This is a genomic window from Allochromatium warmingii (genome assembly GCF_900107145.1).
GTDB classification, from domain to species: domain Bacteria; phylum Pseudomonadota; class Gammaproteobacteria; order Chromatiales; family Chromatiaceae; genus Thermochromatium; species Thermochromatium warmingii.
On sequence record NZ_FNOW01000006.1, the window covers coordinates 25,663 to 38,880 of the forward strand.

The following is a 13,218-nucleotide window of genomic DNA, read 5'->3' on the forward strand; positions in this document are numbered from 1 at the left end:
CAAACCAGCCAACAGGCCGCCGATTCGCGTTAAGCTGCATGATGTCTGGTATCGCGTGCCGACGCGCCCACTGCATCACGGATACCGCACCGACGCAACCTGTTCGCTGAAGACGCTATACACGTTTCTCATGGTCAAACCGCTCTCGAATCTCCCCGCCCCGCACATCGACGACACTGAAGCCATCCGCCACTGGCTCGATAGCCTCGATGCGTATTATTCCGCTGACGAACGCGCCGCCCTCACCCGCGCCGGAGCTGTGCTCGAACACTGTCGCGGTGAGCCACGCCCTGATACCGGCGAAACCCCGATCCGCCACGGCCTCGCGACCGCCGACATCTTGGCGCAGTTGCGCATGGATCACGAAACGCTGATGGCCGCGCTGCTCAAGGGCTGCCTGACCGAAAGCGGCGGTGAATTGACCGAAACGACGTTATTAGCCGATTTTGGCGCGAATTTAGCGCGGATGGTCGCCGATTTAGCGCGAATCGAGCAATTAGCCACTGTTGAAGCGGTGATTGCCGCCAAAGATCAACCGCAACAGGAAGAAAATCTCCGCCGTTTGCTACTCGGCATTGCCGAAGATGTGCGCGTCGTGCTAGTGGTATTAGCCGAGCGCGTGCATTTAATGCGTGCCATCAAAGATTTAGAACCTGAGCGCCGCACGAAAATCGCCCGCGATACCCAGCGCGTTTATGCGCCATTAGCTAATCGACTCGGCATCTGGCAAATTAAATGGGAGCTAGAAGATTTAGCGTTACGTTATCTTCAGCCCGATGAATATCGCCGCATTGCTGGATTATTAGCCGAGCGACGCGAAGAACGCGAAGCCTATATAGCCGCAGTAATTACCATTTTGCGCGAAAAATTCGCCGAATTAGGCATTGCCGCTGAAATCAGCGGACGCCCCAAACATATTTATAGCATCTGGAAAAAGATGCAACGCAAAAGCGTTGATATTGCCGAGATTTTCGATTTACGTGCTGTGCGGATTTTAGTCGATTCAGTCGCCGATTGTTATGCGGCACTTGGTATCGTTCACGGACTCTGGCGACATATTCCGAAAGAATTTGATGATTATATTGCTACACCTAAAGGCAATTTCTATCAATCATTACATACCGCTGTTGAAGGGCCAGCCGGTAAAGCCTTAGAAGTGCAAATTCGCACGCACGCCATGCACCAACATGCCGAATTTGGCGTCGCCGCACACTGGGCTTATAAAGAAGCCAAAGGCCATGATGCGGAATTTCAGCGGCGCGTTGTTTGGATGCGACAATGGCTAGAAACCAAAAATACCGACAGCGGTGCGACAGAACGCTTAGAGCAATTCAAAGCCGAATTTGAACCAGCACATATTTATGTTTTAACGCCGCACTCGAAGGTTGTTGAATTACCGAAAGGCGCAACGCCGCTCGATTTCGCGTATGCCATTCATTCGGCAATTGGCAATCGCTGTCGCGGGGCAAAAGTCAACGAACGCATTGTGCCGCTGAATTACACCCTGCACAGTGGCGATACGGTCGAAATTCTCACTCAGAAAAATGCCACCCCAAGCCGTGATTGGCTCAGTCCGCATCACGGTTATCTAATAACCCATCGCGCCCGCAATCGCGTGCGGCAATGGTTTAAACAGCAGGATTTCGACCAGCATCTTCAGGAAGGTCGCGGATTATTAGACCGTGAATTAGCGCGGCTTGGAATCACCGATAAACCGCTGCTCGATCAGATCGCCGAGCGGTTTAATTTCAAACGCGGTGATGATGTGCTCGCCGCAATCGGGCGCGGTGATTTACCGGTTGGTCAGGTAGCGCGTCAAATCGGCGAACCTAAGCATGAAGATGCCCGCGAACATGAGCCAGAAATTAAGCCGCGCCTAACCAAATCGCATTCACATCCCACGAATACGGGTAGTGATGTAGTCATTGCCGGTGTTGATGATTTAATGACACGGCTTGCACCCTGTTGCAAACCGGTACCGAATGATCCGATTATTGGGTTTGTGACCCGAGGACGCGGTGTGACCGTGCATCGCCGTGATTGCACGAATATTCGTCATCTAAGTGCTGAAGAGCGGGCGCGATTGATTGACGTACAATGGGCTGAACGCACCGCTAGTTCTAGCATGGGGCGTTATCCGGTTGATCTATTAGTGGTGGCGGGAGATCGCAAAGGATTATTACGCGATGTCAGCGCGATTTTTGCCGATGCCGATGTGGATGTAATTGGCGTAGAAACGCATTCAGAAAAAAGCACCGATACCGCGTCGATGCGGTTTACCGTTGAAGTCGCCGATCAAACGCAACTGGAGCGGCTGATAATCAAACTTCAGCAATTACCGGATATTCATCAGGTGCGGCGGTTTCATTGAGACCAGTTCATTAGACAGGATTAACAGGATTATTCAGGATGAAACAAGATTTATTTTTGAAAATTTTTTAAAAAATCCTGTTAATTCTGAAAAATCTTGTTAATCCTGTCTGAATTTATTTTCAGCATTTCATATCGAATCGGTGGTCGTAAGATGTCATGTGATGAACGTGATGCGCGTCATCTGTTGGCGCTGGCTGAAGCATTTGTAATTGCGCGACCGCTGTCTCATGTGACTCCACTTGGACGCGGGCTAATTAATGACACCTATCGCTTAGAAGCCGCTGATTGCACTTATGTTTTACAGCGGATCAATGGTCAGGTATTTCCCGCACCAGAACAGATTATGGCGAATCTGCATCGCTTGGCGCAGCATCCGCACTCACCCGCAACCTATGATTTATGTGTGCCGCGTTTAATTCCGACCTATGACGGCGCGAGCTTTGTGCGCGATGCAGCCGGGGCAATTTGGCGGCTGCTGGAATTTATTCCCGAAACACGCACCCTGACGCGATTAGATACGCCTGAGCAAGCGCGTGAGGTTGGGCGAGCGCTGGGGCGGTTTCATCGCTGGACAGCGCATCTACCGAACACCGATTTTGCTGTCACCTTGCCAGGTTATCACGATACCGCGAGCTATTTTAAGCGGTTAGCGGAAATGCTCATCGACGCACCGCCGGAATTAACTCAATTGCGGGCGTTTATTCGCGACCGGCAAGCACTCGCCAAAATACTTGAACAGGCACTAGCCGCCGGACAGATTGCACTGTATCTCACGCATGGCGATCCAAAACTTGATAATATTCTTTTCGATCAATATGGCCGACAGGCGCGAGCGTTAATTGACCTCGACACGGTGCAGCCGGGATTGATTCAGCATGATTTAGGCGATTGTTTGCGTTCATGCTGCAATGCGCTCGGCGAAGGCGAAACCGATCCGACGCGAGTCAGTTTTGATCTTCAATTGGCGGCGGCTATTCTCGGCGGCTATGCTGAGGTGACACGTGCTTGGTTGAATACAGCGGAAATTGACTGTTTATTTGATGGGATTCGCGTCATGCCGTTTGAATTAGGGATGCGGTTTTTGATCGATCATCTCAACGGAGATCGTTATTTCAAAGTTGATCGCCCAGGGCGCAATCTCATTAAAGCGCAGATTCAATTTGCATTAGTCGCTGATATTGAGCGGCAGGAACAGGCGATTCGGGCGGTGATTGATGAGGTATTTAGCGGATAGTTTGATGTTGACCGCCCTATTACCCATGCCCAATCAAACTCGCCCGCCCGGGCGGTGGATATATCCGCAGCCGGGTTAAACACGCATGGGGAACTTCCAGCGCCAGCAACCCAGCGTCAGCCATACACAACACCTCAGCGACCAATACCCGAATCACCCCGCCATGCGTAATCAGCAGCGTGTGTTGCGCCTGATCCGCGCATAAGTCTAACCAGGCGGCTAACACCCGCTCGCGAAAGGCGGTAAACGGCTCGGCGCTGGGCGGCGTGTAGCCAACTGGATCGGCCCAAAATTGCGCCAGCTCCGCCTCTGGCAGCGCCGCGAGTGACCGCCCTTCCCAGTCGCCGAATGACCGTTCACGCCACTCAGCCACCACATGCAGCGGCACACCGCGTGCGTTTGCCAGCGTCTGCGCAAACTCAGCACACCGCCGCAATGGTGAACTCACAATCTGCGTCCAGCCTGTCGCTGTTGCGGTCGCCTGCTGCATCTGCTCCCAACCGAGCGCACTCAAGGGATCGTCCTGTTCGCCGCGCAGACATTCATTGCCCGTCACCGCGCCATGTCGCAATACATCGAGATATCTCACTGCTTCAAACATGGTGTTTCTCAACTCAAAATCTGTTCGATGTCATGCCGCACCCGCTGTTGTACGGCGTCTAGTTCGGTCATCCGTCTTTGCATATCGCATTCCGTGCTGTCGTGCAACGCCGCTTCCAGCATCTGCGCCGCGTCTCGCACCGCTTCAACGCCGAGCGTCGCGGCCATGCCCTTGAGTTCATGCGCCAGATGCCGTGCCGCGCCGCGATCCGCAGCCGCTACGCATTGCTCTAACTGTGCGGTCAGGGTGCCGGTTTTGACCGCAAATCGCTGGAGTAACCGCAGATAGGTGTCAGTCTGATTGCAGACGCGCTTGAGTCCCGCCGTCACATCCAGCCCAGTCACGCAACGCAGGCGCTCCAGCGGCGCGAGCATCGGCACCGTCGGTTCGAGGCTTGCAATCGCCGCCGACAAATCGGGCACTGGCAACCACCGCTGCACCGTCTGATACAAGTCCGTTGGATCGACCGGCTTGGCGACATGATCGCAGAGACCAGCGGCGAGACAATCTTGTCGATCTGCTTCAAAGGCATTCGCGGTCATCGCCAGAATCGGCAGCGTTTCCTGACCGGGCAGGGCATGAATCGCCCGCGCCGCTTCCAATCCGTTCATCACCGGCATCTGAATATCCATCAAAATCAGGTCATAGCGCGTTTGCCGCGCCAGATCGAGCGCCAAACGGCCATGATCGGCAACATCGACCTGCAACCCCGTAGCCCGCAACAGCGCCAACGCGACTTCTTGATTGATCGGATTATCTTCAACCACTAACACGCGCCGACCAGCATAGGCGCTCCAGGACGGCGGATTGACGCAGGTGACTGGCACTGCCGCTATCGGCGCGGTTGTAGCACAGGTCAGCGGTACCTCAAACCAAAAGCAACTGCCCTGTCCGAGCGTACTCGTCACGCCAAGCTGTCCGCCCATCAGCGCCACCAGATGCCGACTGATCGCCAAGCCCAGTCCGGTGCCGCCATAGCGGCGCGTGGTCGAATTGTCGGCCTGCTCAAACGGCTCAAACAGCCGCTGCTGCTGGACTTCGCTCAAGCCAATGCCAGTATCAGTGACGGCAAAACGTACATGCCAGCAGTCAGCCGTTATTGGCTGTGCCTGTACCTGTAGCTCGATACCGCCCTGTTCGGTGAATTTCACGGCATTACTGGCAAAGTTCAGCAACACCTGTTTGAGCCGCAACAGATCGCCGCGCACCTGCGCTGGCAGATCGGGCGCGAGCGTGACGCGCAGCCTGAGCTGTTTGGCACGCACCCGCTCTTGCATCAGATTGGCGACGCTCTCAACCAGCTCAGTCAGCGCAAAATCGACCTGATCGAGCACCAGCTTCCCGGCCTCGATTTTGGCGATGTCGAGAATGCTGTTCAGAATTTCCAGCAGATGTTGTCCGGCGCTGGCGATCTTGTCGAGTTGCCGCTGTTGTTTGACATCAGGACTGTCGCAACGCAGCAGATGGGTTAAGCCGAGAATGGCGTTCATCGGCGTGCGGATTTCGTGGCTCATATTGGCCAAAAAGGTACTTTTGGCGCGATTGGCCGCTTCAGCGGCGTTTTTGGCCTCTTCCAGTTCGGCTGTGCGTTCTTGAACCAGCGTTTCTAAATGCTGTTCGAGGCGCTTGCGGGTAGTGATGTCTTCATGTGCGACCACCAGCCGACGCGGATCGGAGCCATCAAAACAGGTGGCGCGAATCGCCAGCCAAGTACAGGCGGTCGCCGTGATAACCGGATATTCCAGCTCGAAGGTATCGCGCTCGCCGCTGATAACGGCGCTCAGACCTGCCGCGAGCGTTGCCGCTGGATGCTCTGCCGGCGCGGCGGTGCAGGCGTCCAGATAGCTGTCACCTTCTTCCGCCGCAAAAGGCAGCGGCGGTGCGGTCGCGGCCCACTCGCGCCAAGCCCGATTCGCCGTAATCACGGTGCCTTGATCGTCGAGCACCACCACAAAAGCCGACAGCGCATCGAGCGTCAACCGCGCAAAGCGTTCAGATTCATGCAGCGCCGCTTGTGCCGCACGCAGCCGCGCAATATCGCGGCGGATGCGGGCCGCGTTGTCAGCAGCGAGTTGCGCAATGCGATGCTGGCTGACTTCTTGAAACAGATTGGCGCTGATGCGCTCCATTAGGTTATGCAGCGTCACCACGCCCATCACCTGTTCAGCGTCATCGACGACGACCAGATGGCGCAGATTGTGTTCGTGCATGTGCAACGCAACATCGGCGACCGGCGTGTCATAGGACACAACACGCACCGGCGAGCGCATCACGTCGCATAACCGCGTCTGATGGAGCTGCTCGGCATCACTGTTAGCCAGCAACTGTGGAATATCGCGTTCGGTCAAAATGCCGAGCGCCCGTTGCTCGGCAACCGCCAGCGCATAGGACATCCGCTGCCGACGCATCTGCTCTAACACTGCGTCAACAGGCGTCTCCGGCGGTAAAAAGGGCGGCTCACCGTCCATCACGGCGGTCAGATCCGTCAACTGACGCAGCAGTTTGAGACCGAGTGGACGGCGGAAATCGGTTTCGGTGGCAATGCCGATGACGTACCCATCCGCATCGACCACGACCAGATGACGAAATTGATGATCGAGCGCAAGCTGATAGGCGTTCGCAAAGGGCGTGTCGGCGGGCGCGGTGAGCACCGGCGTACTCATCACCTGCGCAACCGGCAGATCGAGTCGGGTGCGGGTGTGGAGCAGGCGCAGTAAATCGCGTTCGGTGAGAATGCCGACCGGCTGCCCGTGATCGACGACAATCAGCGAGGAAATACGCGCTTGCGCCATGTGACGCGAGGCGTGACTGAGTGGGCAGTCCGGCGGCACCTGCTGCACCACCGCACTCATAATGTCAGCCAGCGTCATCGCAATTAAAGAAGACATACCGCGTTGCTCGTCCATTGTGGGTTCGTCCAGCTACCAGCTTTCAGCCTTCAGCTTGAGTGTAGGCCGCGCTTATTCGCTGCATTGCAGCTCAATCATTGGCCAAATCGCTGTTTTTAGCCAGTCACCAAATGGCTGCAAGTCCGCATAGCGCCCAGCAACCGCGATCACATAATTCAGTGTGCGCGGAATATCCGCTATATATCCTGGTTTGCCATCGCGTAATTTCAGTCGCGCAAAAATCCCACAGGCTTTCAGATGTCGCTGCATTCCCATTAAATCAAACCATCGCTGCCAGCACTCAAATGTCACATCACCGACTAATCCGGCTGCTGTCGCCCGCGCATAATACGCCCGCGACCAGTCTTGCACGCGGGATTCCGGCCAAGCGATATAACAATCACGCACTAATGACACCACGTCATAGGTAATCGGCCCCAGCACGGCATCCTGAAAATCCAGTACGCCCGGATGATCCTGCTCAGTGCGCATTAAATTGCGCGAATGATAATCACGATGTACGCAAACCTGTGGTTGTTCGAGTGCATTCGTGAGTAAGCGCTGATATACGGTCGTTAAGCGTGCGCGTTCATCGGATTGAATAGACCGCTGGAGCAGGCCGGTTAAAAACCAGTCGTCAAATAAACCTAATTCACGGGTTAATAATGCGGCATCATAACGCGGTAATTCATCAGTCGGCGCACAGGTTTGCAAGCGTTCTAATGTATTGAGTGCCGCGCCATATAATTGATCGGCAGTGTCCGCGCTTAATTCCTGCAAATACAGCCGTTCACCAAAATCACTGATGAGCAAAAATCCTTGCTCGCGGGCTTCGGCAATGATTTCCGGCGTATTCAGCCCGACGGCTCGCCAACGTCGCGCTAAATCCGCATAGCGTCCGCAATCCTCAACTTCCGGTGGTGCATCCATTGCAATCCACGTCTGGCCAGCGTGCCACACCCGCCAATAGCGCCGAAAACTGGCATCCGTTGACGCCGGCGTCAGCCGCACGCTGTCCGTTTTGAGCACAGTCGCTAACCAAGTTTGCAAAGCTGTCGTTCGCTCTACCACGCCGTTCAACCCCCCGTCCATTACCCTGTTTTGCGCACATCACCAACATAACAAGTTAAACTGCTTGCGTCTCAGCCGCCACCGGCTTCGCCTGCCGCCGATGCTTCAGGTTTTTTCTGTCCTTCATTACACACCAGCCACCTCATGCCGACTCAGGCCGATTTTCACCCGCACGCCCGCGCCCTGCTGTTGCTGGCATTGGCGAGCACGTCGGCAGTCAGCCGCAGTGCCGAGCCAAGCGCCGCTGCTGTGGTGACAGCGCCCGCGCCGCCATCAACCGCCGCGACCGCGTTCACGCCGACACCGCCCGCTGCCGCTGCGACACCTGACGCGCTACTGACCCCGACGGCTCCGATGCCCGCCCCCGCTGCGCCGACGCTGCCGCCGGTGGCCGCGCAACCGCTCACCATCGCACCGCCCGATGAGCGCCCCGCCGCGCCCGTGGCCGCGATTCCGGTCGCACAACGCGCTAACGATCCGTTGTTGCATCAGGGTCTCGATTGGAATTATTGCGGCCCTCGGCCCGGAATGAACAGATTTGTCCCGCCCCCGCCGCCTGATGACCGGCAGCCGATTGAGATTACCGCCGATTTGGTCGATTACGATCAAACCCGCGATCTGCTGCAACTGCGCGGCGACATCGACATCGTGCAAGATCGCAGTCGTCTGCGCACCCCAGCGGCGCGTTATCAGCGCACGACTGGCGAGATCAACGCCAGCGATGGCGTGCTGTTAGAACATCCGGGGCTGCGTCTGATTGGAGCGCAGGCGGATTACAACCTGCAAACCGAACGTGGCCATGTGCAACAGGTCGGCTATCGCTTACACGATCAGGCCAATTTACGCGGTGCCGCGCAAGAGGTGTGGTTACTCGACGCCCAGCGCAGTCAGTATCGCGATGTGCTCTACACCACCTGTCCACCCGGTGATGCCACTTGGTCAGTACGCGCCCGCGATCTCGAATTAAATCAAGACAGCGGATTGGGCACCGTGCGTCATGCGCGGCTACAGCTTTGGGACGTGCCGGTATTTTATACCCCGTATCTCATGTTCCCAATTGATGGACGGCGGCACAGCGGGTTTTTAATTCCAGCGATTGGCAGTGCGGATGAAACCGGCCTGGATATCAGCATTCCCTATTATTGGAATATCGCCCCAAATACCGATGCCACCTTGACTCCGCGGATTATGAGCGAACGCGGTTTTATGTTGGGCGCAGAAGTGCGGCATTTATCACCCTGGCAGCGGCTCGAATTTGATGGCGAAATACTGCCCGAAGATCGCGCCAATCCGGATGCGGGCATTCGCGGTGCGCTGCATTTAACCCAATTTGGCTGGTTGAATCAGCACTGGTCAAGCGCAATTGATTTTACCACAGTTTCCGATGCTGACTATTTGACCGATTTCGGCAATCGGCTGGAATTAACCAGCGTCCGCAATCTCAGTCAGCGGGCTGATGTCAGCTATAGCGATGCGGACTGGTGGGCATTAGCACGGGTGCAACAATTCCAAACAATTGATTCCAATATTGCGCCAGCCAATCGCCCCTATGAACAGCTTCCACATTTAGAATTTCATCTCACGCCGCAATCACTCGCGGGCGGATTTGAGTATGCGTTCGAGGCGCAATACGATTATTTCGCTCATCAAACCGCCGTGCATGGCAGTCGTTTTGTCGCTATACCGACCCTACGCTGGCCATTCAGACGCGGATTCGGTCATTTGATTCCACGCGCCCGACTCTATTACACCCATTATGATCTCACCAATCAACGCGCCGACGCAGACCGGCAACTCAGTCATCTCATTCCGAGTTTTGAATTAGATGGCAAACTGATTTTTGAACGCGAAACCGATTGGTTTGGTCAAGCGACGATTCAAACGCTCGAACCGCGTTTCTATTACGTGCGCACCGCCTACGCAGATCAAGCCGATAATCCGCTGTTTGATACCACGGCGCTTGAATTTAGCTTTGCCAGTTTATTTCGCCCTAATCGCTTCACCGGTTATGATCGCATCGGCGATGAAAACCGGCTGACACTGGGTTTAACATCGCGCACCATTGCCAATCGTGACGGCGATGAATTAGTGCGTGTCAGTCTCGGTCAGATTCATTATTTTGATGCGCGACAACTGCAACTCAATGACAGCCAAGTCCGTGATATATCCAGTTCACCGCTGGCTGCTGAATTTGCGGCTCGCCTGACGCGCAATTGGAGCGCCCAAGCTGGATTGCAATGGAATCCGCATCACGAGGAGCCGACTTGGGAAAAACAGGTCTTGCAATTGCGCTATCGTCCTGATACCAAGCAGCTATTTAATCTTGCTTACCGCTATAATCTCGGCAGTCAAGCATCGGAACAATATGAAGATACTGATTTATCATTTCAGATGCCGGTCGGTTCGCACATGCGCCTAGTGGGACGTTGGCTCTATTCACTGCTACATGAAGAAACAGTTGAAGCCTTTGCCGGTGTGGAATTTGGTCAGTGCTGCTGGCGATTGCGGGTATTAGGTCAGCATCTCAAACGCGATGCCGCTGAACCCGCCAGCACCAGCGTCATGCTGCAATTAGAGCTGGCGGGTCTTGGCGCTTTTGGTAATTCGATTGATAAGGTTCTGGAACGGGGAATTTATGGGTATCAGACCGATTAAACAGATCAGCGGTTTTGCGCGGTCGCAGTGGCTACGCTGGAGTTTTTTTAGCGTCGCGCTGAGTGTGCTGGTTATCCATGCGCCGCCGCTCACCGCACAAACACTCGACTCAATTATCGCCGTCGTCAATGATGATGTCGTGGTGCGTAGTGAATTAGAGCGCGAAATTGCCCTAGTCATTCCGCAACTCAAACAACGCGGTACCGAAGTGCCACCCTTGACCCAGCTTCATAAACAGGTACTCGACCGTTTGATTTTAAAACATCTGCAACAACAGCGGGCTAAAGCACTCGGCATCTCAGTCGATGAAGCCATGCTCGAAGAAGCCTTGCAGAGCATTGCCGGACGTAATGGGCTATCACTTGAAGAACTCAAAGCGACACTCGAAGCGGGTGCTATTCGCTTTGCTGATTTTCGTGAAGATACCCGCTCGCAAATTCTTACCAGTCGCTTACAAGCGCAAGAAGTGACGCGCAAAATCCAGATTACTGAAACAGAAATTGACCGGTTTTTAGCGCGTGAATCCAGTCGCTTAATCGAACGCGAACAGGTGCGCTTGCAGCATATTTTAATTGCCTTACCGGAAAATCCGAGCGCCGCGCAACTGAAACAGGCAGAAGATAAAGCTAAACGCTTAATTGCGCGGCTGCGTGCCGGTGAAGATTTCGCCGCATTAGCCGCGAGTGAATCAGATGGACGCAATGCTCTCGATGGCGGTGATTTGGGTTGGTTTGAAATGGGTGCAGTGCCCAGTTTAGCTTCAGAACTTGCTTATACGCTTGCTGAAGGCGAAGTCAGTGAACCCTTGCGCAGTGCCAGCGGTTTTCATATTTTGCGGATGCGTGAAATTAAAGCCGCAACTCCGCAAGATGTGACCCAAACACATGCGCGTCATATTCTGGTACGCACCAATGAAATCGTCTCCGATGAGGATGCGCGTCAACGACTCACGCAATTACGCGAACGGCTAGTGAATGGCGAAGAGTTTGCGAATTTAGCGCGGGCGCATTCAGATGATACCGGCTCGGCGCTCAAAGGCGGTGATTTGGGGTGGGTTGATCCAGGTGATACCGTGCCTGAATTTGAGCAAGCAATGAATGCGCTGGCTATTGGTGCAATCAGTGCGCCCTTTAAAAGCCCATTTGGGTGGCATATTATTCAAGTACAGGAACGCCGCCAGCAAAGCGCAAGCGAAGATTTATTACGCATTAAAGCGCGTGAAGCATTACAACGGCGTAAAACCGAAGAGGCAACCGAGGAATGGTTACGTCAATTACGCGATGAAGCCTATATTGAAATTCGCCTTGATAGCGAAATGAGTAGCGAATGATTCATCACGCACACGAATCACAAAATACTCGCACGCAAGTGCCGCGTCTGGCAATCACCCCAGGTGAACCGGCGGGCATTGGGCCGGATTTAGTGGTGCGATTGGCCGCTGCCGAGCATTCGCCCGCTGAACGCATTGCCGTTGCTGATCCCGAATTGCTCGCCGAACGCGCCGCCCGCTTGGGGCTGGATCTTAGCTTGATCCCGTTTGATCCGCGTGAAACCGCGCAGCCGAGTCAGCGCGGGCAACTCAAAGTGTGGCCGGTGGCGCTTGCTCAATCCGTGACGCCCGGACAATTAAATCCAGCAAATGCGCGATATGTATTAGCGACACTGCAACGCGCTTGCGCTGGCTGTCTTGATGGAATAGTTGATGCGCTCATCACTGGGCCGGTACATAAAGGCATTATCAATGAAGCGGGCATTCCTTTTACTGGTCACACTGAGTTTTTAGCGGAACAGTGTCAGGCCGAGCCAGTGATGATGCTTGCGACACCCGGATTACGGGTTGCATTAGCAACAACGCATTTACCATTAGCGCATGTGAGTTCGGCAATTACGCAGGCTTCACTTGGGCGCGTGCTGGATAGTTTGCATCGGGATTTAATCATGCAGTTTGGATTAAATAACCCGCGCATTTTAGTCTGTGGATTAAATCCGCACGCAGGCGAAGGCGGTCATTTAGGGCGCGAAGAAATCGATATTATTGAGCCGGTGCTCAATGAACGTCGCGCACGCGGTTGGCATTTAATCGGCCCGTTGCCAGCGGATACGCTCTTTGTTCCGAGCCGCTTAAAAGAAGCGGATGCGGTATTAGCAATGTATCACGATCAAGGCTTACCCGTGCTCAAACATTTGGGATTTGGTCGAGCGGTAAATATTACGCTCGGCTTGCCGATTATTCGCACCTCAGTCGATCACGGCACGGCGCTGGAATTAGCTGGAACCGATCAGGCACATTTGGGTAGCTTGCAATTTGCCATACAGACCGCGTTGATGATGGCGACTCACAGGGTAGACCTGAATCATGCAATTGCGCTCAAATATTGATGTTAAATAACAGCTCT

The 13,218-nt window shown here is 54.6% G+C and carries 8 protein-coding genes; 5 read left to right on the top strand and 3 right to left on the bottom strand.

Annotated features, from left to right (window positions below):
• Window positions 1–130 precede the first annotated feature (130 nt).
• A complete protein-coding gene (locus BLW10_RS02935) occupies window positions 131–2,371 on the top strand; it encodes a RelA/SpoT family protein (protein ID WP_091332270.1) in 2,241 nt (746 codons plus the stop codon).
• Window positions 2,372–2,524: 153 nt separating this feature from the next.
• Entirely contained in the window at window positions 2,525–3,607 is a 1,083-nt protein-coding gene (locus tag BLW10_RS02940; RefSeq protein ID WP_091332272.1) for a phosphotransferase enzyme family protein, read from the top strand.
• A gap of 19 nt (window positions 3,608–3,626) precedes the next feature.
• Here BLW10_RS02940 and BLW10_RS02945 read toward each other — a convergent pair whose 3' ends face one another.
• The 3 genes from BLW10_RS02945 to BLW10_RS02955 form a co-directional block, all read right to left on the bottom strand.
• On the bottom strand, window positions 3,627–4,208 hold the full coding sequence (locus BLW10_RS02945) for a histidine phosphatase family protein (protein WP_091332274.1): 582 nt from the start codon (window positions 4,206–4,208) through the stop codon (window positions 3,627–3,629).
• An 8-nt stretch (window positions 4,209–4,216) separates the two neighbouring features.
• A complete protein-coding gene (locus BLW10_RS02950; RefSeq protein WP_177168968.1) occupies window positions 4,217–7,096 on the bottom strand; it encodes a CBS domain-containing protein in 2,880 nt (959 codons plus the stop codon).
• A gap of 72 nt (window positions 7,097–7,168) precedes the next feature.
• The gene (locus BLW10_RS02955; protein WP_245709061.1) at window positions 7,169–8,146 is read right to left on the bottom strand and encodes an aminoglycoside phosphotransferase family protein; all 978 of its coding nucleotides are present in this window, start codon (window positions 8,144–8,146) and stop codon (window positions 7,169–7,171) included.
• A 165-nt stretch (window positions 8,147–8,311) separates the two neighbouring features.
• Between BLW10_RS02955 and BLW10_RS02960 the strand changes: the two genes are divergently transcribed.
• The 3 genes from BLW10_RS02960 to pdxA are packed head-to-tail and all read left to right on the top strand — an operon-like array spanning window position 8,312 to window position 13,201.
• Window positions 8,312–10,822, top strand: coding sequence for an LPS-assembly protein LptD (locus BLW10_RS02960; RefSeq protein ID WP_091332277.1), 2,511 nt, complete (start codon window positions 8,312–8,314; stop codon window positions 10,820–10,822).
• Complete coding sequence (locus BLW10_RS02965; protein ID WP_091332278.1) at window positions 10,803–12,152, top strand: peptidylprolyl isomerase; 1,350 nt, start codon at window positions 10,803–10,805, stop codon at window positions 12,150–12,152. Before BLW10_RS02960 ends, BLW10_RS02965 begins: the two co-directional genes overlap by 20 nt.
• Window positions 12,149–13,201: a 4-hydroxythreonine-4-phosphate dehydrogenase PdxA gene (gene pdxA, locus BLW10_RS02970; protein WP_091332279.1), complete on the top strand. Its 1,053-nt coding sequence runs from the start codon at window positions 12,149–12,151 to the stop codon at window positions 13,199–13,201. The genes BLW10_RS02965 and pdxA overlap by 4 nt, the downstream gene beginning before the upstream one ends.
• Window positions 13,202–13,218: the final 17 nt, after the last annotated feature.

What these genes read in the sequence shown, in the direction of transcription:
- BLW10_RS02960 (WP_091332277.1), top strand. Translation starts at nt 8,312, where the DNA reads ATGCCGACTCAGGCCGATTTTCACCCGCACGCCCGCGCCCTGCTGTTG.
- pdxA (WP_091332279.1), top strand. Translation starts at nt 12,149, where the DNA reads ATGATTCATCACGCACACGAATCACAAAATACTCGCACGCAAGTGCCG.
- BLW10_RS02945 (WP_091332274.1), bottom strand. Translation starts at nt 4,208, where the DNA reads ATGTTTGAAGCAGTGAGATATCTCGATGTATTGCGACATGGCGCGGTG.
- BLW10_RS02950 (WP_177168968.1), bottom strand. Translation starts at nt 7,096, where the DNA reads ATGTCTTCTTTAATTGCGATGACGCTGGCTGACATTATGAGTGCGGTG.
- BLW10_RS02965 (WP_091332278.1), top strand. Translation starts at nt 10,803, where the DNA reads ATGGGTATCAGACCGATTAAACAGATCAGCGGTTTTGCGCGGTCGCAG.
- BLW10_RS02935 (WP_091332270.1), top strand. Translation starts at nt 131, where the DNA reads ATGGTCAAACCGCTCTCGAATCTCCCCGCCCCGCACATCGACGACACT.
- BLW10_RS02940 (WP_091332272.1), top strand. Translation starts at nt 2,525, where the DNA reads ATGTCATGTGATGAACGTGATGCGCGTCATCTGTTGGCGCTGGCTGAA.